Source organism: Rhodococcus sp. NPDC056516, assembly GCF_042794655.1.
Lineage (GTDB): Bacteria > Actinomycetota > Actinomycetes > Mycobacteriales > Mycobacteriaceae > Rhodococcus_F.
The window spans coordinates 88,394-109,270 of record NZ_JBHTTG010000010.1 but is presented as its reverse complement, the minus strand read 5'-3'; the positions used below and the strand labels follow the sequence as shown (position 1 = coordinate 109,270).

The following is a 20,877-nucleotide window of genomic DNA, read 5'->3' as shown; positions in this document are numbered from 1 at the left end:
CTTCTTCGGGTGTGGCGTTACTCGCTGGCGGTGCGCCGGCTTGGTGGGCGTGCTCGCCGCGGTCGCGGCGGCGCAGGTACTGCGCCGAGCACATAGGACTGCACCAAGTGGTTCCAACTGCAGGTACGGCACACCTCTACAACGTGCACCGTGAACTCCTCTGCTGTTTCCGCAAGCCGAGCGAGCTCGTCCGAGGTCCGGGCGGATCCCGAAACTTGGCCGAGCTTGTCGCCGAACACCCAGGACACGAGCGTCAACTGTTCCTTGCGGCAAATGGGGCAGACGACGTCGCTGCCCCGGCCGTGGAACTTCGCGGCTCTGAGTAGGTACGGATCGGCGTCACACACTTGCTTGACGTCGGTCCTACCCGCAGACACTTCGGCCAGCACAGACCGACGCGCGAGCGCGTAGTCCACAACTTGCCGCTGTATCCGCACCTGACCAGCGTACGTGCGTCCGCGCCCCGACGGACGGTTCGGGAGGGTCACGATGAACACATTTCGGGGGCCGGGGGCATGGCGACCAGCCATTACGATCACTTCCTGTGAAGTCTTCCCGTTCTCCGATGACGCGTGCTCGTGATCTCGATCGCGTCGAAACGTGCAATGTATTGGAAGCTGCATACGCCGAAGGGCAGTTGAGCGCAGAGGACTACTTCGAACGGACCGAGAAGGCGAAGGCCGCGAAGACCCTGCTCGCGCTCGCACGCCTGGTCAACGATCTGCAGGTGCCGAAGATCGAGACCAGAACGGCGCCTCGCACGTCGACGACACGAAAGGCCGGGTACCTCGGCGCTGCCGCTCTGATCGTCGTCGGCGCGATCGCCGCAGTGGCGTGGAGTCGGTCACCGTTGACGCCCTCGGAAGACATCACAGCCAGTTATGCCAGCACTACTTCCCTGGCTCCGCCCTTGCCGACCACCACCCCGGTGCCGGAGCCCACCGTCGAACCGATCCTGATCGCACACATCGACACGTTGACGCCGGAAGGAATCGGAGCATTCATCGAGAGGTATCGAGAAGAGTTCGGCGACATGTTCGTCGACGGCGCGAGCTTCCACGAGAAGCATTCCTCGGTCCAACGCGCAGCACCCGGTGCACCGGCTCAGACCCAGCGCATCAGCTTCTGGGGTGGATTCCAGATCGAGCCGAACAACACCCCTCGCAGAAGCGATCAGCCGACGTTCGACCTCGGCTCCATCGAGATCGACAAACTCGCGCCGTACATGGCGAACATCGGCGGCTATGTCAACGTTTCGGACGCCGCGATCACGCACTTGATCATGGATGCGAACTACGGCGTCCCGGAGATCGCGATCTATGCGGAGAACGGACTCGGTCACCAAGGACGCATCGAAGTCACGCCATGGGGCGAGATCTCTCGTTCCTACCCGTACGGGAGCTAGGGTGAGCCGGTGAGTGGGTCCCCGACTACTACCTCTACGCGCACCCGCGCGCGCGACGTCGACCGTTCCGACACCTGCGCCGTTCTCGACTCCGCCCTGTCCGACGGACAGATCACGGCGGACGAGCATGCGAACCGAACGGCATCGGCCATGACCGCGACCACTCTCGGCCAGCTCGATCTACTGGTCCGCGATCTGCAGAAAGCGACGCTGCGTAACGCCGTCGCCAAAGTTCGTCGTATCGACAAGATCTGGTACCTCGCGGCCGCTTCGGTTGTCTTCGCGGGCATGATCGGGTTCCTCACCTTGTCCGCCGACGATTCACCCCCACCGCCTCCACCGGCTGCAGCCGAACCGGTCGGACCGCTTGCCCCCATTGTGAGTTCGACGCTGAACACGGTCACTGCAAGCGGGATCGGGGAATTCATCACCAGATACAGCGCCAAGTACGGCACGACGCTGATCGATTCCGCCAACTTCTACGACGGCCATGCAAGCGTCACTCGCGCCGCCGCTGTCTCGCCGAATCTGGAGGAGGACATCGACTTTCGAGGCGGTTTCACACCAGGCGACAGCACGTCGACCCGGGCGGCCAGCACGACTACCTTCGACCTCGCCTCGGTCGACATCGACAAACTCGCCGGATACCTGGCCGGAGCGTCCGCCAATCTCAACGTCCCCGACGCCAAGGTCTCACACATCAGCATGAGTTCGTCGGGCCAAGATCCACGTATTTCCATCTACGTGGACAACGAACTCGGCGCGAGCGGCTCGATGGAGCTGACCCCGGATGGCCGCCCGATCCGCTTGTCTCCCTTCACTCCTCGATAGGCCTCGGACATGCCGAACGATCTGACCCGGACCACCCGTGCTCGCGACGCCGACCGCGAGGCCACCTGCGCAGTGCTGGACTCCGCCTTCGCCGACGGGCAACTCACCGCGGCCGAGCACGACGAATTGACCGAACTCGCCGCGGTTGCAGTCACTCTCGGCGATCTCGAAGAATTGACGTTCGACCTGCAGACCGAGGCGTCCCTACCCGTTCTTCGGAAAGAACCTTCGCTGGACACGCGTTGGATCGCCGTTGTGATCATCGCTCTGTCACTGGTCTCGGCTATCGGTTTCGGAATCAAATACGCCGCGTCCGACGTCACGATCTTCTCCAGCCCCGAGCCACAGTTGCACACCGTCGACGGCCTGGGTGCGATGTTCCGTGCCATCGAAACGGAGTACGGCAGCGGACTGGTCGACGAGATGACCATCTATCCCACTTATGCACGCGTAACACGCGCCGATCCTGCCGCGCCGCGCAAGAGCCTGGACAGCTACTACCGAGGCGATCTCGAGGACACGACTTCAGGAGGATCGCGCGAACCCGACGTGGCACAGATCGACGTCACACAGCTCGATCCTCGCATCGTGATCGCCCTGCTCGACGGCGCCGGAACAACGACGTCGGTGCAAAATCCGACCACTCGATACGTCTCGGTCGACAGCACCGAAAATGCTCCGACCATCCAGATTCACGTCGGCAACGACCTCGACGAGAGCGGGTACCTGACCGCTGCCCTCGACGGCGAAATCATGTCGATTTACCCGTTCAAGCCCTGATCTAGCCGTGACACCTTGGTACACGTATCGGGCCGCAGTGTGGTTTTATATATCGGCGCGATATAGTTGGTTATCGCATCAAGCGGTTAGGTTCAACGACTCGGGAGGTTTGTCAGTTGCTCGAACTCGCAATCCTCGGGCTGCTCCTCGAGTCACCGATGCACGGATACGAGCTGCGTAAGCGGCTCACTGGTCTGCTCGGCGCATTCCGCGCGTTCTCGTACGGATCGCTGTACCCGGCACTGCGGCGCATGCAAGCCGACGGATTGATCTCGGAAGACGTCGACACTGCCACCGGCACTCTCAAGCGTCGGGCGCGTCGCGTCTACCAGCTCACTCCGGAAGGTCGGCAACGGTTCACCGAACTGGTCGCCGACACCGGGCCGCAGAACTACACCGACGACGGTTTCGGCGTTCACCTCGCCTTCTTCAGCCGCACCCCCGCAGAAGCGCGGATGCGGATCCTCGAAGGCAGGCGACGTCAGGTCGAGGAGCGCCGCGAGGGGCTCCGCGAGGCCGTCGGTCGGGCCAGCGGATCGCTGGACCGCTATACCCGTCAGCTCCATCAGCTCGGACTCGAATCGAGTGAACGCGAAGTGCGTTGGCTCAACGAATTGATCGCAGCCGAGCAATCGACAACAGGAACATCCCGGAAAGAAGGAGAACCCGACCATGGGTGAGAACAGCACCGCGGTGCGCGTAGCCATTGTGGGCGTGGGTAACTGCGCCTCGTCCCTGGTTCAGGGCGTCCACTACTACAAGGATGCCGACGAGACCCAGACGGTCCCCGGCCTCATGCACGTCAAGTTCGGTAAGTACCACGTCCGCGACGTGCAGTTCGTCGCTGCGTTCGACGTCGACGCCAAGAAGGTCGGCTTCGACCTCTCCGAGGCGATCCTCGCGAGCGAGAACAACACCATCAAGATCGCCGACGTTCCGCCCCTGGACGTTCCCGTTCAGCGTGGCCCGACCCTCGACGGCATCGGCAAGTACTACGCCGAGACCATCGAGCTGTCCGACGCCGAGCCCGTCGACGTCGTCAAGGCACTCAAGGACGCTCAGGTCGACGTCCTCGTTTCCTACCTGCCCGTCGGTTCCGACGACGCTGACAAGTTCTACGCACAGTGCGCGATCGACGCAGGCGTGGCATTCGTCAACGCCCTGCCCGTCTTCATCGCTTCCGACCCGGAGTGGGCTGCCAAGTTCAAGGACGCCGGCGTCCCGATCGTCGGTGACGACATCAAGAGCCAGGTCGGCGCCACCATCACCCACCGCGTGATGGCGAAGCTGTTCGAAGACCGCGGCGTCGTGCTGGACCGCACCTACCAGCTCAACGTCGGTGGAAACATGGACTTCAAGAACATGCTCGAGCGTGATCGCCTGGAGTCCAAGAAGGTTTCCAAGACCCAGGCCGTGACGTCCAACCTGACCGGTGCGCTCGCCGGCAAGGTTCACGACCGCAACGTTCACATCGGTCCCTCGGACTACGTGGAGTGGCTCGACGACCGCAAGTGGGCATACGTCCGCCTCGAAGGCCGCGCCTTCGGTGACGCTCCCCTGAACCTGGAGTACAAGCTCGAGGTCTGGGATTCGCCCAACTCTGCCGGCATCATCATCGACGCCGTCCGCGCAGCCAAGATCGCCAAGGACCGCGGCATCGGTGGACCGGTCTACCCGGCTTCCGCTTACCTGATGAAGTCCCCGCCGGTCCAGATGGCTGACGACAAGGCTCGCACCGAGCTCGAGGCTTTCATCATCGGCGCTGACGAAGCGTAGGTCTACGCCGGGCCGACGAAGCTTATTTAGGCTCACGCTGATTCGGGGTCTTGCGCCAACGGCGCAAGGCCCCGATTCTGTTATCCGCAGGGTGTTTCCGCATCCGCGCGGGTAATCACGCCTGCGGCTGCTGAATCGCCGCGCGGGTCCGTGTGCCGATCAGCGTGGAATGATGGACATCAGAACCATCACACGGATCGAGGACCCCATGTCGATTACGTCGCTGCCAGTGCTCGATCTGTCGCTGGCGCAGAATCCCGACACCGCCGAGCAGTTCCGCACTCAGCTCCGCGAGGCCACCCACGAGGTCGGATTCTTCTATCTTGTCGGCCACGGAATTCCCGACGACCTGCAGCGACGCCTCCTCGACGTCGCCCGCGAGTTCTTCGCGCTTCCGACTGCCGAGAAGCTCGCGATCGAGAACGTCCGCAGCCCGCACTTCCGTGGGTACACCAGGCTCGGCGGTGAACTGACCGAAGGCAAGCAGGACTGGCGCGAGCAGATCGACATCGGCGCCGAACAGCCCGCCGCCGAGCGCACCGACACCTCACCGGCCTGGGAGATCCTGCAGGGGCCGAACCAGTGGCCCGACGCCCTTCCCGAACTTCGCGACGTCATCACCGAGTGGAACGACACGCTCACCGCGATCGCATTGAGCCTCTTGCGCGAATGGGCGGTAGCACTGGGCCAGGATGCAAACATCTTCGACGACGCGTTCGCTCACGATCCGTCGATCCTCATCAAAGTGGTGCGTTACCCCGGACGCCCGGAAGGTGCCGGCTCCCAGGGCGTCGGCGGGCACAAGGACGCGGGCGTGCTGACTCTGCTCTATGTCGAACCAGGCAAGGGTGGTCTGCAGGTCGAGCACGACGGCGACTGGATCGACGCACCGCCGATCGACGGGGCGCTGGTGGTCAACATCGGCGAACTGCTCGAGGTGGCAACCGGCGGCTACCTGAAAGCGACTGTGCACCGGGTAATTTCACCCGAAGGCGACGGCGAACGCATCTCGGTGCCGTTCTTCTTCAACCCGAACTATGCGGCACAGATCCCGGAGTTCGACCTGCCGCCCGAGTTGGCGGCGCGCGCCACCGGCGTCACCGTGGACGCGAACAACCCGATCCACGATTCCTACGGGGCGAACGCCCTCAAGAGTCGACTACGCGCGCATCCTGATGTCGCGGCCCGATGGTGGCCGGATATCGTTGCGGCACAAAGCGCTACCTGAAGCTGAACTACAGGTCCATCGCAACTTTCCACGCCGTGTGCATCGCACCTTCGATGTAGTCGACGTTCACCGCGTCACCAACGACATGCACGTCGGAGACGACGCCGATCAGAGCGTCGGCCAGTGGCGCCTGCGCCGACACACCCGACGCGACGACAACCATGTCGGCCGAAGCTGTCAGTGTCTTGTCACCGGAACGGAATTCGACGTGCTCCTTGGTGATTCGCTGCACCGTTGAATTGCGGTGAATGTTCACACCGACATGCTTGGCGTGACGCACGGCCGTCCAGCGGCGCGGCATCGCCATCGGAATGCCCAACTGCTGGCCTTCTTCGATCAGCGTCACATTGCGACCGCGCTCGGCCAGGAACTCCGCAAGCTCGAGTCCGACAAGCGAACCACCGATCACCACGACGTCCTTACCCATGGGCAGGAACTTGCGAGTCACAGCTCGGATCGCCGCGGGACTCTTGGTGATACCGGACAGCTTGCCCAACTTGGCCATCGTCCGCAGGAACGGCGGTACCTGTGAGACGTCGCCGGCGCCGGTCATCAAGGCGCGCAACGAGTCACCGGTATGTACGTGCGGGAGATCGCCGCCCGGAACACTCGGCCGCTCACGAACTGCACCCGTAGCCACGACTACGGCGTCGGGGTTCAGTGCCCGGATCGAGGCGACCGAGGCTTCGGTCTTCAGTCGAACATCGACACCGAGACGCTCGATTTCCACTTTCAACCAGCTGAGCAGACGCCCGTTGTCCGGGGTAGTGAGGCTCGAGAACCACAGGGTGCCGCCGAGTCGATCGGACTTGTCCAACACCGTGACTCGGTGCCCACGTTCAGCTGCCACGCGGGCCGTCTCGAGACCGCCGGGGCCTGCGCCGACCACAACAACGTGCTTCGGAGTGCTGGTGCGAACGAAGGGGAGCAGTGCCTCGTTGCCCAGGGCGGGGTTGACAGCGCACAGCGGGGTCTCGTCCCAGAAGTTCTCCTGCACGCACACGTAGCAATTGATGCAAGGCCGAACGCGCTCGGGTGCACCGTCTTTGAGTTTGTTCACCAACTGTGGGTCTGCCAGCAGCTGACGGCCCATTGCGGCAAAGTCAGTGCGACCTTCCGCGATCATCTTCTCGCCGACCTCGGGGAGCATACGTCCGACGGTGATCACGGGAATCGAGATCGCCTTCTTGATTCGAGTTGCATTGTCGGTGTAGTAGCCGACCTTGTCGGGCAGGGGGCCGTCGGTGAAGTTGGCAAAAGCATTCAGCGCGGTACCGGTGACATGGATGGCGTCGGCGCCGGCCTGTTCGAACATCTTCGCGGCCGCAGCGGCCTCGCCGACCGTCAGCCCGTCGGTTTCCCCATACTCTTGACCGGCCAGACGCACGATGACGGCAAGCGAACCGCCGACCTCCTCCTTGACCGCCCGAATGACCTCGCAAGCCAGGCGAGCACGGTTCTCCATGGAACCTCCGTACTCGTCGCTGCGCTGATTCGTGTACCGACTCAGGAACGCTCCGAGGACGTAGTTGTGGGCACAGTGAATCTCGACGGCGTCGCCGCCCGCGGCCTTCACCCGTCCGGCAGCCTCGGCGAACATGCGGACCAGCCAATCAAGATCTTCCTTGGTGGCCTCGTGGTAGGTCGCCCTCTTGCCCTCGTTGATGGCAGCCATCTTGCCCAGTTCTTCGGGCGTGCAATCGGCCATCGCGCTCATGTCACCCGGCGGCTTCGGCGTGGACGGGACCAACTGCGGTCGGCCGTCGAGGGTATCGATGCGCGCCACCTTGCCGTGGTGTGTCATCTGCACGCAGAGCTTGCTGCCCGCGTCGTGCACCGCGTCGGCCAATGCTTTGAGTCCGGGGATGAATCGGTCTTCCGAGAGCCCCGGTTCCTTGCGACTGGTGCAACCCAGCGGATACGCAACAGCGCAGCAACCGGTGATGATCAGACCCGTTCCACCGGCCGCGCGCGCCACGAAGTGGTCGATGTCGCCCTTTTCGATTTCCCCGTCTTCACACAGATTCATGTCCATGGCAGGGAGAACGACGCGATTGGGCACCGTCATCGGGCCGATAGTGCCTGGTGCGAGCAGGTGCGGAAAGGTCTGGCTTCGGATCGTCACGAGTGGACGCTAGAACTCGACGACGACCGTCCGTTGTCGCACTCCCGATCAACGAGACTTCACGCGCTGTGACGTGCGAGGCACTCGGCTATCACCGCGAGCGCATATTCGAGGTCTGCGGATTCCACTCGCCCGTACCCGATGACCAATCCGCCGGGGTCTCCGTGCGTTCGGGTGGACTCGACCAGGGTGGGCACTTCGACGCCGTGTTCGAGTGCCTCGCGGGCAACGACCTCTGCCAAATCTGCGTCGAGTATGAGCGTCGTATGCATGCCGGCGCCGAGTCCGCGCAATTCGCCGAACGGTGACAGCGCCTCTTCCACCGCACGATCTCGTTCGCGGTACCGACGACGTGCCGTGCGCACCGCCCGATCCCATTCGCCGTCACGGAGTAAGGACAGCAGTGCATGCTGCAGCGGTATCGAGGGGAAGTCGCCGATTCGTTTGCGGTATGTCGCAATGCGCTCGACCAACTCGAGGGGAGCGACCAACCAGCCCAGTCGAATTCCCGCACCGAGCGTCTTGGCGACCGTGCCGAGATACACCACCCGGTCCGGAGCCAACTGCGCAAGCGCAGGCAAAGGTGCTACGTCGTAACGGAATTCGGAGTCGTAGTCGTCCTCGAACAGGACAACATCGCGGGTTCGAGCGAAGTCGATCAACTGATTGCGACGACGGACGGGAAGCAGCCCTCCGGTCGGATACTGGTGGGACGGTGTCACATACACGCCACTAACGTCCTCCGGTGCCGATTCGAGTTGGTCCACACAGAGACCGTGCGCATCAACCGGCACGTCCAGTAACGACCATCCGCATGCCGTTGCGGCCGAGGATGCGTAACGATATCCAGGATCTTCCATCGCCAGGACTGCGCCACTGGTACGCAACGCCGACAGGGCCAGGCCGAGGCCGTGCGTGGCACCCGAGGTGATCAGGATTCGCTCGGGTTCGACCGACATACCTCGGGCCCTCGCCAGCAATTGCGATAGTGCCGAGCGTAATTCGTAGTCACCCGCGGGATCGGGATCCTCGAATGGTGGTGGCGTGGCCCCGACGTCTCGCCACGCTCGACGCCAGGCTGCCGACGCGCGCGGCGGCGTCCACGGCACACCGGGTCGAAGCCGCACCCTGGGCAACACTTTCTCGGCGGGCTTCGCGGTCGTAGTCGTGGGAGTGACCACGGGGGAGGGTGCCTCGGCAACGAAGGTGCCCGAACCGTGGACAGCGACCAGCCATCCCTCTGCGATCAACTGCTCATACGCCCGTTCCACGACGCCCCGCGCCACCGCGAGCTCTGACGCCAGCTTCCGGGAGCTGGGTAACCGCAGACCGACCGCCGCCTGACCACTGCGGATGTCAGCTCTGAGGTGGTCGGCGACCTGGACCGGAAGCGCCCGCCGATCCGTCCGGTCGAGGACTACGGCTACCGCCGAAGGAAGAAACATCAGAACCTTTCCAAAGTGGCCTATCGAAGTCTCCACTGATTGGATCATGACTTGAAGCCACTTTGCCAGCAGCATTGTCTGCATGACAGATTCCGTTGTCCTCACCGTCCCAGCAGTTATTGCACCGCTGTCCCCGACAGTACGTACGACGCACAAGCGGGCCCGCCACCACGGCGTCGCGGAACGAGCAGCCCTCGTCGACGTATTGCAGTCCGCGAAACTGTGCCATATGGGTGTGACCGTCGGCGGAGTTCCCATGGTGTTTCCCACCGCCTACGGGTTCGACCTCGACGGCCCCGACCGCGGTGGGTCTATTTATGTTCACGGTTCAGTGGCTTCACGGAGCTTGGCTCCCGACAGCGAAATCTGCATCACCATCACGATCCTCGATGGACTCGTGTTGGCTCGGTCGGGCTTTCATCATTCGATGAACTACCGCAGCGGAATCATCGTCGGATCACCTCGAGTCGTGACCGACGGCGACGAGCGAGTGAAGGCTTTGAATCTGATCGTCGACCAGGTGGTTCCCGGTCGTTCCCAGCATCTTCGGGATCACACGCGCAAGGAACTGGCGGCTACCGTGGTTCTTGCGCTGCCGTTGTACGAGGCTTCCGTCAAGGCTCGCACCGGCGGCCCCGGTGACGATGCCGCCGACATCGGTGTCGAAACCGTTTGGGCTGGAGTAGTTCCTGCATCCACGCTCTTCGGTGAACCAATTCCGTCTGACGATCTCGACTCCAACGTCGAGCTACCGGAACATATCTCGACGATGGTCTGATCCCACTCGCGAGTCCGACAACACACGTCGAGCACCGGGGCATGGTGATGCCCCGGTGCTCGCGTCTGCAGTTTGTGCCCGTTCAGGCTGCTGTGGGTGGGCTGTTCCCGCCGATCGGATGCTGATACGGATCAACCGACATCGGCGGATAGAACACCGTCCTCCGATCCGGGCCGATCTCCACCCGCCACTGCGTGTGATGCAGTGTCCGATGATGATGGCCACACAACAAGATCAGATTATCGAGATCTGTTGGGCCACCATCATTCCAGTGAACAATATGATGGGCATCGCACCACCCCGACGGAGTCCCACACCCCGGAAACGCACACCCACCATCACGAACCGCCAACGCCCGCCGCTGGGGAACCGTCGCCGTTCTCGCTTCCTTACCGCACTCGAGCGGAACACCATTCCCATCCAACAAAATCCGGGTGATGGTGCAGTCGCAGGCCAACATCCGGGCAGTGTCGATGCTGATCGGCCCCACCCAATCCGCCCACGCAAATCCCAGTTCCCCGGTCGACGGAAGTAGATCCTTCAAGGCTTTGAGGTCCGTCATGTCCTTCGCCGACGCAGTCACCGTGATGTGCGGTTTCACCCCGCCCTCGATCGGACCCAACCCCGCCCGCTCGTACCGCCGCAGCAGTTCACAGAACCCATCCGCCCGTCGTAACGCCGGAGTACGCGTGTCCTTCACGCCGTCCTTCTCCGGCGTCGGCGCCGACAAACTCGACAACAACGTGATCAAACGCGCCCCGTTGACCGCATCCAGATCACCCTTCACCGACACCCGCCCGTACAAACCTTTCGAGGCATAGAACTCATTACGCTCCGAATCCTCACCGACCGGGACGCCGTCCTCACGCTTGCCGTACTGCTTCTCGATCCGCCGAATCGCCGCCCGCACCGCATCACAATCCGCAATGTTCTTCGACGCCAACCCCAACAGGATCCCGCGGGCCTTGTCCACATCCACCGGGGTCATGTTCTTCGGCGGATGCTGACAAAACGACGCCACCTGACGAGCCTTCAACGCATCCACATCGCCCCGGTGAAAAGCATCCGCCACAACAGGCTCGAGCAACAGCAACCGCGCCAAGCTGACCAGCAGACTGCACTCACCGATCTCCAAATTCGTCGAACCATGCAACCACTGCGCGATCGCCCGAAAACCCTTCCCGAACACAGTCTCCCGGGAAAACATCTCCACGATCAACAACACCATCCGCGACTGCAACTCGTGCCGGACACGCACCAGATCCAGAACCTCACCCTTGAGGCCCTCACCATCCAGCTGCCACGCTTCCCGACTGTCCATGCAGCAATCGTATTCGAACACAGTTTCGAATACAAAAGATGGAGAAACGAAACTAGCTGCTAATCAACAACTTTCGCATTCCAGGCGAAACGGGCAGGTTCTTGGGTCGCGGGAGTAGCCTCGACTCGGCCGCCCATGAAGGGCCGGACAAGATCCAAGGGCAAGGGGAAGACAACGGTGGAGTTGTTCTCACTACCGATCTCGTGAAGCGTCTGCAGGTAACGCAGTTGCAGGGTGGTCGGATTGCGGCTGATCACTTCTGCCGCTTCGGCCAGCTTGGCCGAAGCCTGAAACTCCGCGTCGGCGTTGATGATCTTGGCTCGCCGCTCTCGTTCAGCCTCAGCTTGCCGGGCGATGGCGCGCTGCATGTTGGCTGGAATCTCGACGTCCTTGATCTCCACAGTGGTGACTTTGACTCCCCATGGTTCGGTTTGCTGGTCGATGACCTTCTGCAAGTCCTCGTTGAGACGTTCACGTTCGGAGAGCAGCGAGTCCAACTCTGCCTTGCCGAGAATCGAGCGCAGTGTGGTCTGGGCGATCTGCGAGGTGGCAGCCAGAAAATCCTCGACCTCGACTATCGAACGGTCCGCGTCGACAACCCGGAAGTACGTGACGGCGGTGACCTTCACCGGAACGTTGTCGCGGGTGATCACCTCTTGGACCGGAATCTTCAGCGTCACGGTTCTCAGACTGACCCGCTCCATGCGATCGATGGCCGGAACCAGAATCACCAGGCCTGGGCCTTTCAAGGTGATCAGTCGACCGAGGCGGAACACGACTGCGCGCTCGTACTCGCGCAGAACTCTCACCGACATACCCACAAGGACTGCAATCAGCACGACAAACACGGACAACACAACAAGGACGGTGGTCATAGCGGCAGCTCCCACGGTTCACGACGACGCACTTTCAGAGTCAGGCCTCGAACCTGCTCCACGACGACGGATTCGCCCACGGCAGGTGCAGAATCGTCGAACCCGAATTCCATTCGAGCACTCCATAATCCGCCGTCCAGCTCGACCTGACCCTGCACACCGGTCCAACTGCGGACCGTCGCATCGGAGCCGACAAGCGACTCGGTCCCGGTACGCACGGGCGCGCGGCGCGCGGTAAGCACTTTTCGGCTCGCTACCGCCACTACGCCCAGACCGACCACCGCAACCCCCGCCGTCACCGGAATCGCGATCAATTGGCCGATACCGTCGGACGTGAAGAGCATCCAGACGCCCGCACCGATCAGAAGAGCCCCCAGCGCACCGAGCACCCCCGCGGTTGGGGCATGCGCCTCGACCACGATCAACAGGACACCCACCAGCAGGGCAACGACACCGATCGTCGTCATCACTCGTCTCCATGCTCGCGAGGACGCGGTCACGTCGCGTAGCCATTGTGCGATCGCGCCCTCGACTTCAACGGTAATCACGTTCGGCCGGATCTGCCACAAGCGCTTTCACATCAATTCAGAGAAGGACCTCACCGATCTGTCGTGCAGTCACCTTGGCAAGATCCGCGAGAAACGGAATCCGCTCGTCGATCATCAGCTCGACCGGACCACGAAGCCCGAGAGCGTAACGCACAGTGCCGGATCCATCGATGATCGGAATTCCGATCGTTCGAAAATCCGGGGTCAACTCCTCGTCGTTGAATCCGTATCCTCGCTCACGAGTCAGTTCCAGTTCCCGACGGATACCGGCAACATCGGTGATCGCACGCTGGGTGGTCGCTTCACGTGGCAGGGCAGCGAGTTCCGAGTCGTCGACATCGGACCAGGCCAGAAAGGCTTTCCCCAGTGCGCTCGCATGCAAGGGAAGGCGAACACCCTGCAGCACGTGTCCGTCGGCCTCACGCCACCGGCTGAAACCGAGTAACACCACCTCACTTCCGCTTCGCACTGCCAGCGAGGCTGATGCTCCTGTCGTCGCGGCCAATTGCTCCAAGTAGGGCTCGGACAGATAGATTCGATGCTGCCGGTAGGAGACCTGCCCGTAGGCCGCCAGCGCCGCGCCGATGCGATACCGACTGGTTGCATCGTCTTTCTCGAGGAACCCTGCGTCGACGAGCGACTGCAGTAATCGATGCGTGGTGCTGACCGCAAGCTCTTGTCGCCGCGCAACTTCCGAGACTCCCAGTTCTTCGCCACTGCGAAAACATGTGAGCATGGTCAGGGCACGGGTTACCGTCTGAACTCCCGCGCCGCGTGCGTCCGTCACGAACGATCCTTTCGCTGTGGCCTGATCGACCTGAGAATCGGACGCTAACACGGACCCAGCAGTCCGGCCATCCTTTCCATCAGGTGGAAAGGATGCAGATGGAGACTTGCAAAAGCCCAGATAAACAGACTTCCGATGTTGTCAAGATTTCCAATCTCCAGAAAACAAACGGGGGTAAAACGAACTGGCACCCAATAGCGTCATCGTCGTCAGTTCTGACGATTCAACGCCTGAAGGAGCCACATACATGTCCCGCTTCCGCCGACTGCCACGAGCTGCCGCTGCGCTCGCCATGATCCCGCTGGCCGGGTTGGCGGTGGCGTGTGGGTCTTCCGATTCCGACAGCGCCGCAGGCAATTCCAGCGCAGACTTCACACTCAAGGTCTTCGATCCCGGAAACTCCGGTGCCATCGCCGTCGGCAAGCGCGACGGAACCTACGACGAGGCGCTTGCACCGCTGGGCGCAAAGATCGAATGGGTCAAGACCACGCCGGGATTCAGCTCCAACCTCAAACTTTTCAACAGCGGCGAACTCGATATCCAAACCGGCGCATACAGTCCCGTCGTCGGCGCACTGTCCAAGGACGTGGGTGTCCGCATCTTTGCGACCTCGGACCCGTACAACAAGGACCAGGCCGGCATCATCGCCACTCCGGAATCCGGCATCAAGACCGTGGCCGATCTGGCCGGCAAGCGCATTGCCGTCAACCCGGCAGGCAAGGGCGAGTACATCACGCTCAAGGCCCTGACACAGGCCGGAGTGCCGATCGATTCCGTCGAACGTGTTCCGCTGCAACAGGCAGACGCCGCGTCGGCATTCTCCACCGGGCAGGTCGACGCCTGGGCCTCGTTCCTGATTCCTTACCAGGAGGCCAAGGCCAAGGGCGCGGTCGAGATCGCAACCGAAGCGAGCATCGACTCCGTGGACAGCACCATCATCGCCGGCCGCACCGCGATTCTCGAAGAACATCCCGAGGTGGTCCAGAAGTTCCTCGAGGTCACCCAGGAACTCACCGCGAAGCAGCAGGCCGACCCGGCAGCATTCGAGAACGTCTTCGAACAGACCGGTCCGCGTGCTCTCTCCGGACAGCGACTCGACGACGCGATCACCCTCGGCGGCCAGATCACCAACTTCCGCTACCCGACCCCAGCGGATGCCACCGACCTCGAATCCATCTCCACGCTGTTCGCCGAGAACAAGGTGATCCAGCAGCCGATCAAGGGCAGTGACGTGATCTTCGACCTCCAGGGTGCTGTGGCAGGTTCGGCAGCGGCAGCGCCCACCACCGAGGGGAAGTGACCCGATGGTGACGCTGACCCGGCCCGCACGAACTGCGTCGCCGTCAGCGGAGCATCCGCAACTCGAGACGCCGCGCTACCGGCGCAATCGCAGCAGGCCCAAGTGGGTCTCGATCCCCCTCCGCTTCCTCGTGCCCGCGCTGCTGGTTGCCGGATGGTGGATCGGGTCGGCTACCGGGCTGATCCGCGAAGAGATCCTGGCCGGACCTCCGGCGGTGTGGACGGCTTTCGCCGAGCTGTACGAGTCGGGCCAGTTGGTCGACTTCGGTCTCGCGTCGCTTCAACGCGCTGCACTCGGTGTTTCGGTCGGTGTGATCGTGGGATTGGTGCTCGGGGTTCTGTCCGGTCTCTCCTCGCTCGGTGAAGAGCTGATCGACTCCACCATGCAGATCAACCGCGCGGTGCCGTTCCTCGCGCTCGTTCCGTTGTTCATCGCCTGGTTCGGTATCGACGAAACTTTCAAGGTGGTACTGATCGCCGTCGCGACCGTCGCCCCGATGTACGCGTACACCTACCTGGGAGTTCGCGGAGTCGATCGCAAGATGGTGGAAGCGGCACAGGGTTTCGGCCTGACCGGTTGGCGACTGGTCTTCGGGGCAATTCTTCCGACCGCCCTCCCCGGCGTTCTGATGGGGCTTCGAATCTGCCTGTCGCTCAGCATCACCGGATTGATCGCGGCCGAGCAGGTCGGCACGCGCGAGGGTATCGGATATCTGGTCACCCTGGCGCAGGAATACAACCGCACCGACTACATGGTTCTGTGCATCGTCATGTACGCGGCACTGGGTCTGATATTCGATGCAATCGTCAGACTGATCGAGCGGTACTCCATGCCGTGGCGGAGATTGTCGGTGGCACGATGACGAATACAACCATCGGCTCGCTTCCATCCGCCGAAGCACCTCTGCCGCCGTTGGCAACCCGTGAGCGGACCGGCACCACCGCGGCCGAGCGACGGGCCGGATCACCGGTAGCGGTCTCGCTCACCGGAGTGCGTAAGTCGTTCGGCGACAAGACTGTTCTGGGTGGTATCGACCTCGAGATCACACGTGGAGAGTTCGTTGTCCTGCTCGGTCCCAGCGGCACCGGCAAGACGACACTTCTGCGAGTGCTCTCCGGACTGGAAGCACCGGACAGCGGTGAGGTGCTGGTCCCGCGCGACCGCACGGTCGTCTACCAGGAACCGCGATTGATACCGTCGAAGCGAGTTCTGGCCAATGTCACAGTGGGACAGAAGCGATCGCGCCAGGTCGCCGACAACGCCCGCAACGCACTCTCCGAGGTCAACCTCGCGGACAAGCACCGCGCCTGGCCTGCCATCCTCTCCGGCGGTGAGGCCCAACGCGTCGCATTGGCTCGTGCCCTCGTCCGCGAACCTGAACTGCTGCTACTCGACGAACCCTTTGCCGCTCTCGACGCTCTGACGCGGCTCCAAATGCAAGACCTGGTAGGCGATCTGGTCGCGCGTCACCGTCCCGCGGTTTTGCTCGTCACTCACGACGTCGACGAAGCCGTACGACTCGCCGACCGCGTGCTCATTCTCGACAAGGGCGGGTTTGCCGTGGACGTCGACATCGACCTGCCACGCCCCCGCGATCGGAACGATCCCGAATCTTTGCGCTACCGAGCGAGTTTCCTGAAGGAGCTCGGCGTCGGCCGCACCTTCCCCGACGGACAGGACAGTCATGACATTGATCGCTGATTCCGCAATCGACACACTCTGGTACACACGCTGCCCCGTCCCCACCGCAAGCGGTCTCGCCAACAGCCTCGGTTGGCTCGACCGGACGGCAAACGAAGCCGGAGTGCGTTTCGGCGTACTGCAAGATGCGGGACCGGAATTGGCAGTGCGCCATTTCGACCACCAACTCTCCGGACTCATTCGCGAAGGCGGCAACGTCCCCGCGCTGGCCGCGCGTGCCGGTGGTTCACCGACGAGGCTGATCGGACTCACCTGGATCGACGAGGCCCAGGCGATCCTGGTGCGCGGTGACTCCGACATCCGAGAAGCAGGCCTGCTGGCCGGCGCTCGGATCGGAATCCCGGCCTGGGCGGCGGACCAGGCCAGGAGCTTTCCTCGCGCCATGGCTCTGCACGGCTTCGCCTCGGCACTTCGCCTGGGCGGGTTGAGTTTTGCCGACGTCACGCTCGTCGAGGTAGCAACGACGGCAGCCCCCGAGGTCCGCACTGCCTCCTCCAGTCGCAACACGACGTGGGGCGTCGAATCCCTGCTACGCGGCGACGTCGACGCCATCTACGTCAAGGGAGCCCGCGCCCAGGAAGTTGCACGCGAACACGGCCTCGCGGTGGCCGTCGATCTCGATTCCACTGCATCCCTGCGTGATCGCGTCAACAACGGCACTCCACGCCCGATCACGGTTCACGCCGATCTACTCGAACAGCGTCCGGACATCGTTGTCGGTTTCCTCGCCGAGAGCCTGAGGGCGGCGGACTGGGCGGCAGCCAACCTCGACGAGGTCCGGGCTGTGCTGCAGACCGAAACACAGTCGGGGCCCGAAGGTGTGGTGGCAGCGTACGGCGAGAACTTCCACACCGGACTGCACTTGAGCCTGTCGGACGAGCGTGTGGACCTGCTCGGGGTGCAGAAGCAATTCCTGTACGCGCACGGTTTCCTCGCCGCCGACTTCGACCTGCAGTCGTGGGTGGCGCATGAACCCCTGGAACAGGCACGCAGGCTTGTTGCTCAGAAGGGCGCAGAAGAATGACGGACGTCTACTGGGAGCTACCCTCGCGCGGTGACGGACGCCGGGCGGTGGCCGCGCTCAACAGTCGCGGCGGCTTCGGCGCGCAACGCCCCGCCACCATCGCGACCGATGTTCGCCCCGGAAACTTCGGGCCCTTCGACGAACTGGCGCAGATCGTTCTCGCAGCCGAACTGTCGGGCGTCGACGGGGTAGTCGCACCGTACGATCCGAGCGGAGAAGAATCCTGGATCGTTGCTGCCGCAGCACTACGTCAGACGCGTCATTCGCGAGTGGTCGTCGAGTTTCACCCTACTTTCGGCACTCCAGTCTATGCCGCCAAAATGTCTGCGACACTTCAGCGTCTGTCGGCAGGTCGTCTCGAGTGGCGAGTGAAGGTCGACACAGACGCCGACGATGCCACCGCTCGCGGTGACGTGGTTCGAGGAGCCGACCGCTACGCTCGCGCCGCGGAGTTTCTGACCGTCGCACGCGGTGTGTGGAACGAGGAACAGATTCTGCCAGGTGGATTCGGCGGTACCGGCTACGACTTCGACGGCGAGTACTACGACGTACTCGGCGGCGGGTTCCGAGGCATCTTGTCCGGACTCCCTTTTCCCCGAGTGCATCTGACCGGCGACTCTCCGGAAGCTCTGGAACTGTCCGCCCACCATGGCGACGTCCATCAGTTCACCCTCGCCGGCGACGAGTTGTCGACGCGGATCACCGCCCTCGACGACCGAGCGTCCGAACTCGGCAGGACAGTCGACAAGGTCCTGCGCATCCCGATCATCGCGCGGGAGACAGCCGACGAAGCCTGGGCTCGCGTCGAACGACAACTGAGAGAATCCGATTCCGCGGCACTCGAGATCGATCGTGGCGGCATCCTGTGGTCCGGATTCGACCGCATCGGCTACGAGCACAGTATCGGCCTCGTGGGAAGCTACGAGGAAGTGGCGCAGCGATTGTCGTCGTATCGCGATCTCGGCGTGGACGGTTTCGTCCTGTCCGGTCGGCCACACATCGAAGAGCTGCACCGGGCGGGCGAGCATCTCCTGCACCTGGTCGATCCCGAGGGTCGGATCCGCAAAGAAGAGAAGGCCACCGCATGAGTATCGATTTCTATTGGCGGATCGGGATGGAGGGCGACCATGCGTCGCTGCGCACCCCGCGCCGCTACAACCGCGGCGACGCCGGTGGATACGGACCGGGCAACATCGCTCCCGCGATCCGCGGCGGCGAGTTGGACGGATACAGCTACATCGACCACATGGCCGCGGTGGCAAAGGCTTCCGAGTCCGCCGGCTTTCTCGGTGGACTGCTGCCGTCCTTCCCGATGACCGAGGATCCGTGGGCGACCGCAGCAGCGTTGGCCGCCGAGACCACCACGTACCGCTTCATGGTCGCGTTCCAACCGGGGTTCCTTCACCCGGTGCAGGCCGCGCGGATGTCGGCCAGCCTGCAGCGCGCAACCGGCGGACGTCTGGTTTACAACATCATCAGTGGCGGAGGCGGAGCGCCTCAGCTGTGGTGGGGCGACAAGGTCGACCACGACGACCGCTACACCAGGACGTCCGAGTTCCTCGATGTCCTCAAAGGTGTTTGGGACGGCGAACCTTTCGACTTCGACGGTCGCTTCTTCCAAACCCAGGGCGCCGCACTGCCACCCGGACTTGCCGGTCAGCCGTTTCCCGAGGTGTACTTCTCCGGATCGTCGGCTGCAGCCGTCGCCGCCGCCGGACTGCACTCCGATTACTACCTTTCCTGGCTGGAGCCGTACGCCGATCTGAGAGCCAAGATCGACGGTGTGCGGGAGAACTCGGCCAAGCTCGGACGCACCCCGAAGTTCGCCGTACGCATCGACGTCGTGGCCCGGCACACCGAAGAAGCCGCGTGGGCCGAGATCGAGAAGGGTTGGGCCTTCGTCGACAAGGGCGCCGCCGACCGCGCAGCACAAGGTGATTCGGTGGGTGCTGCCCGCATCAAGGGCTGGGTACCCGAACACATCACCGGCTACCGGGATCTGGAAGTGCAGCCCAACGTGTGGTGCGGTTTCAGCCTGATCCGCGGCGGACCGGCGTTCGGACTGGTCGGTAGCTACGAGCAGGTCGCCGAAAGACTCGACGAGCTGCGCGAGTTGGGCGTCGACGCCTTCATCCTCGCCGGTAACCCGCACCTCGAAGAGGCCTACCGCGTCGGCGAAGAAGTTCTACCTCTTCTGCAGCGCACCCCGATCACACCTTCTGGACTGGAGACCCGATGACCACCACCGAAACCCGTCTCGATGCCGACACCGCAGCATTTGTCGAGGAAGCACGTAGAGCAGCCGACAAGGCTTTCGACGTCTTCCGCAAGACCGGAACGGTTGCGGCCAACGGGACCGTCAACTTCGTCGAACGCGTGCCGGACACCGAAATTGCAGTCGCCCTGAACGATCCGGGACCGTGGGCGGATGACCCATCGGTGTCACCAGTGGTCGCCACCTTCGACGGTGAGGTGCTGTCCGGTACGGGATCGGCCGGTTTCGTCACCGGGTATGCGTCCGTGTTCCGTCAGCATCCGGAGATCACCAGCGTCGTCCACATCCACACTCCGTGGCTCGGCGGTTGGGCCCAAACACACCGAACACTGCCGATCCGCTACGCGGCTTCGCAGAGGCTGACTCTCTCCCGAGAGATTCCGCCGCACATCGATCGGTCACGATCTGCCGGCGAGTTCATCCTCGAGCGCCTCGAACACGACCCCGATCTCGTCGCGATCTTCGAAGCCAACGGCGGGGTCAACGTCATCGGCCGCAGCGGGTTGCTCGACCTCGCGAAGTTCGTCGTCCTCCTCGAGGAAGGCGCACAGTTCCAGGCGATCGCCGAATCCCTCGGCGGCTCAGTCGAATTCGATCCGTCCAACCTCACCGTCCAGTGGGGGCGTAGCGGACTCGCCGACGAGGCGCGTCGACGCGGCCTCATCTAACCACCCCCAT

21 protein-coding genes are annotated in these 20,877 nt (G+C 63.0%); 14 read left to right on the top strand and 7 right to left on the bottom strand.

Annotated features, from left to right (window positions below):
- Positions 1-17: 17 nt before the first annotated feature.
- A complete protein-coding gene (locus ACFQ6Y_RS27885) occupies positions 18-437 on the bottom strand; it encodes a DUF5318 family protein (RefSeq protein WP_042448217.1) in 420 nt (139 codons plus the stop codon).
- A gap of 128 nt (positions 438-565) precedes the next feature.
- Here ACFQ6Y_RS27885 and ACFQ6Y_RS27880 point away from each other — a divergent pair, with 128 nt between their 5' ends.
- The 6 genes from ACFQ6Y_RS27880 (at position 566) to ACFQ6Y_RS27855 (ending at position 6,020) form a co-directional block, all read left to right on the top strand.
- Positions 566-1,405 (top strand): DUF1707 domain-containing protein, encoded by an 840-nt coding sequence (locus tag ACFQ6Y_RS27880; protein ID WP_378639786.1) that lies wholly within the window; start codon positions 566-568, stop codon positions 1,403-1,405.
- Between the two features lie 9 nt (positions 1,406-1,414).
- Entirely contained in the window at positions 1,415-2,236 is an 822-nt protein-coding gene (locus ACFQ6Y_RS27875; protein WP_378541418.1) for a DUF1707 domain-containing protein, read from the top strand.
- A gap of 9 nt (positions 2,237-2,245) precedes the next feature.
- Positions 2,246-3,016 carry a DUF1707 domain-containing protein gene (locus tag ACFQ6Y_RS27870; protein ID WP_378639783.1) on the top strand — a complete coding sequence of 257 codons (771 nt, stop codon included), beginning with the start codon at positions 2,246-2,248 and terminating at the stop codon, positions 3,014-3,016.
- Positions 3,017-3,132: 116 nt separating this feature from the next.
- Entirely contained in the window at positions 3,133-3,696 is a 564-nt protein-coding gene (locus ACFQ6Y_RS27865) for a PadR family transcriptional regulator (RefSeq protein WP_003946014.1), read from the top strand.
- The gene (locus tag ACFQ6Y_RS27860; protein ID WP_378639781.1) at positions 3,689-4,792 is read left to right on the top strand and encodes an inositol-3-phosphate synthase; all 1,104 of its coding nucleotides are present in this window, start codon (positions 3,689-3,691) and stop codon (positions 4,790-4,792) included. The genes ACFQ6Y_RS27865 and ACFQ6Y_RS27860 overlap by 8 nt, the downstream gene beginning before the upstream one ends.
- A gap of 169 nt (positions 4,793-4,961) precedes the next feature.
- Positions 4,962-6,020, top strand: coding sequence for an isopenicillin N synthase family dioxygenase (locus ACFQ6Y_RS27855; RefSeq protein ID WP_378639779.1), 1,059 nt, complete (start codon positions 4,962-4,964; stop codon positions 6,018-6,020).
- Between the two features lie 7 nt (positions 6,021-6,027).
- Here ACFQ6Y_RS27855 and ACFQ6Y_RS27850 read toward each other — a convergent pair whose 3' ends face one another.
- Complete coding sequence (locus tag ACFQ6Y_RS27850; protein WP_378639777.1) at positions 6,028-8,145, bottom strand: FAD-dependent oxidoreductase; 2,118 nt, start codon at positions 8,143-8,145, stop codon at positions 6,028-6,030.
- A gap of 59 nt (positions 8,146-8,204) precedes the next feature.
- Positions 8,205-9,590: a PLP-dependent aminotransferase family protein gene (locus tag ACFQ6Y_RS27845; protein ID WP_378639774.1), complete on the bottom strand. Its 1,386-nt coding sequence runs from the start codon at positions 9,588-9,590 to the stop codon at positions 8,205-8,207.
- A gap of 82 nt (positions 9,591-9,672) precedes the next feature.
- Between ACFQ6Y_RS27845 and ACFQ6Y_RS27840 the strand changes: the two genes are divergently transcribed.
- A complete protein-coding gene (locus ACFQ6Y_RS27840; protein ID WP_378639771.1) occupies positions 9,673-10,368 on the top strand; it encodes a pyridoxamine 5'-phosphate oxidase family protein in 696 nt (231 codons plus the stop codon).
- A gap of 82 nt (positions 10,369-10,450) precedes the next feature.
- Here ACFQ6Y_RS27840 and ACFQ6Y_RS27835 read toward each other — a convergent pair whose 3' ends face one another.
- From ACFQ6Y_RS27835 to ACFQ6Y_RS27820, 4 genes are all read right to left on the bottom strand, one after another.
- On the bottom strand, positions 10,451-11,689 hold the full coding sequence (locus ACFQ6Y_RS27835; protein WP_378639768.1) for a DUF222 domain-containing protein: 1,239 nt from the start codon (positions 11,687-11,689) through the stop codon (positions 10,451-10,453).
- A 59-nt stretch (positions 11,690-11,748) separates the two neighbouring features.
- Positions 11,749-12,564 (bottom strand): slipin family protein, encoded by an 816-nt coding sequence (locus ACFQ6Y_RS27830; RefSeq protein ID WP_378639765.1) that lies wholly within the window; start codon positions 12,562-12,564, stop codon positions 11,749-11,751.
- Entirely contained in the window at positions 12,561-13,031 is a 471-nt protein-coding gene (locus ACFQ6Y_RS27825) for an NfeD family protein (RefSeq protein WP_378639762.1), read from the bottom strand. Before ACFQ6Y_RS27825 ends, ACFQ6Y_RS27830 begins: the two co-directional genes overlap by 4 nt.
- A 118-nt stretch (positions 13,032-13,149) precedes the next feature.
- Positions 13,150-13,899, bottom strand: coding sequence for an IclR family transcriptional regulator (locus ACFQ6Y_RS27820; protein WP_030537941.1), 750 nt, complete (start codon positions 13,897-13,899; stop codon positions 13,150-13,152).
- A gap of 247 nt (positions 13,900-14,146) precedes the next feature.
- On the opposite strand from ACFQ6Y_RS27820, the gene ACFQ6Y_RS27815 reads away from it, so the two are divergent.
- From ACFQ6Y_RS27815 to ACFQ6Y_RS27785, 7 genes are read left to right on the top strand one after another with little or no spacing between them, the layout of a single operon-like run.
- The gene (locus tag ACFQ6Y_RS27815) at positions 14,147-15,199 is read left to right on the top strand and encodes an NrtA/SsuA/CpmA family ABC transporter substrate-binding protein (RefSeq protein ID WP_378639760.1); all 1,053 of its coding nucleotides are present in this window, start codon (positions 14,147-14,149) and stop codon (positions 15,197-15,199) included.
- A gap of 4 nt (positions 15,200-15,203) precedes the next feature.
- The gene (locus tag ACFQ6Y_RS27810) at positions 15,204-16,061 is read left to right on the top strand and encodes an ABC transporter permease (RefSeq protein ID WP_378639758.1); all 858 of its coding nucleotides are present in this window, start codon (positions 15,204-15,206) and stop codon (positions 16,059-16,061) included.
- Positions 16,058-16,900: an ABC transporter ATP-binding protein gene (locus ACFQ6Y_RS27805; protein ID WP_378639756.1), complete on the top strand. Its 843-nt coding sequence runs from the start codon at positions 16,058-16,060 to the stop codon at positions 16,898-16,900. The genes ACFQ6Y_RS27810 and ACFQ6Y_RS27805 overlap by 4 nt, the downstream gene beginning before the upstream one ends.
- Positions 16,884-17,924 (top strand): ABC transporter substrate-binding protein, encoded by a 1,041-nt coding sequence (locus ACFQ6Y_RS27800; RefSeq protein WP_378639754.1) that lies wholly within the window; start codon positions 16,884-16,886, stop codon positions 17,922-17,924. Before ACFQ6Y_RS27805 ends, ACFQ6Y_RS27800 begins: the two co-directional genes overlap by 17 nt.
- The gene (locus ACFQ6Y_RS27795) at positions 17,921-19,012 is read left to right on the top strand and encodes an LLM class flavin-dependent oxidoreductase (protein WP_378639752.1); all 1,092 of its coding nucleotides are present in this window, start codon (positions 17,921-17,923) and stop codon (positions 19,010-19,012) included. Before ACFQ6Y_RS27800 ends, ACFQ6Y_RS27795 begins: the two co-directional genes overlap by 4 nt.
- Positions 19,009-20,163: an LLM class flavin-dependent oxidoreductase gene (locus ACFQ6Y_RS27790; RefSeq protein WP_283306422.1), complete on the top strand. Its 1,155-nt coding sequence runs from the start codon at positions 19,009-19,011 to the stop codon at positions 20,161-20,163. Before ACFQ6Y_RS27795 ends, ACFQ6Y_RS27790 begins: the two co-directional genes overlap by 4 nt.
- On the top strand, positions 20,160-20,867 hold the full coding sequence (locus ACFQ6Y_RS27785; RefSeq protein ID WP_378541394.1) for a class II aldolase/adducin family protein: 708 nt from the start codon (positions 20,160-20,162) through the stop codon (positions 20,865-20,867). The genes ACFQ6Y_RS27790 and ACFQ6Y_RS27785 overlap by 4 nt, the downstream gene beginning before the upstream one ends.
- The last annotated feature ends 10 nt before the right edge of the window (positions 20,868-20,877 follow it).

Bases quoted from the DNA above. Each gene is read 5' to 3' on its own strand.
- ACFQ6Y_RS27825 (WP_378639762.1), bottom strand. From the start codon at position 13,031: ATGACGACGATCGGTGTCGTTGCCCTGCTGGTGGGTGTCCTGTTGATC.
- ACFQ6Y_RS27845 (WP_378639774.1), bottom strand. From the start codon at position 9,590: ATGTTTCTTCCTTCGGCGGTAGCCGTAGTCCTCGACCGGACGGATCGG.
- ACFQ6Y_RS27860 (WP_378639781.1), top strand. From the start codon at position 3,689: ATGGGTGAGAACAGCACCGCGGTGCGCGTAGCCATTGTGGGCGTGGGT.
- ACFQ6Y_RS27800 (WP_378639754.1), top strand. From the start codon at position 16,884: ATGACATTGATCGCTGATTCCGCAATCGACACACTCTGGTACACACGC.
- ACFQ6Y_RS27840 (WP_378639771.1), top strand. From the start codon at position 9,673: ATGACAGATTCCGTTGTCCTCACCGTCCCAGCAGTTATTGCACCGCTG.
- ACFQ6Y_RS27795 (WP_378639752.1), top strand. From the start codon at position 17,921: ATGACGGACGTCTACTGGGAGCTACCCTCGCGCGGTGACGGACGCCGG.
- ACFQ6Y_RS27880 (WP_378639786.1), top strand. From the start codon at position 566: ATGACGCGTGCTCGTGATCTCGATCGCGTCGAAACGTGCAATGTATTG.
- ACFQ6Y_RS27855 (WP_378639779.1), top strand. From the start codon at position 4,962: ATGATGGACATCAGAACCATCACACGGATCGAGGACCCCATGTCGATT.
- ACFQ6Y_RS27790 (WP_283306422.1), top strand. From the start codon at position 19,009: ATGAGTATCGATTTCTATTGGCGGATCGGGATGGAGGGCGACCATGCG.
- ACFQ6Y_RS27815 (WP_378639760.1), top strand. From the start codon at position 14,147: ATGTCCCGCTTCCGCCGACTGCCACGAGCTGCCGCTGCGCTCGCCATG.
- ACFQ6Y_RS27835 (WP_378639768.1), bottom strand. From the start codon at position 11,689: ATGGACAGTCGGGAAGCGTGGCAGCTGGATGGTGAGGGCCTCAAGGGT.
- ACFQ6Y_RS27830 (WP_378639765.1), bottom strand. From the start codon at position 12,564: ATGACCACCGTCCTTGTTGTGTTGTCCGTGTTTGTCGTGCTGATTGCA.
- ACFQ6Y_RS27785 (WP_378541394.1), top strand. From the start codon at position 20,160: ATGACCACCACCGAAACCCGTCTCGATGCCGACACCGCAGCATTTGTC.
- ACFQ6Y_RS27870 (WP_378639783.1), top strand. From the start codon at position 2,246: ATGCCGAACGATCTGACCCGGACCACCCGTGCTCGCGACGCCGACCGC.
- ACFQ6Y_RS27805 (WP_378639756.1), top strand. From the start codon at position 16,058: ATGACGAATACAACCATCGGCTCGCTTCCATCCGCCGAAGCACCTCTG.
- ACFQ6Y_RS27810 (WP_378639758.1), top strand. From the start codon at position 15,204: ATGGTGACGCTGACCCGGCCCGCACGAACTGCGTCGCCGTCAGCGGAG.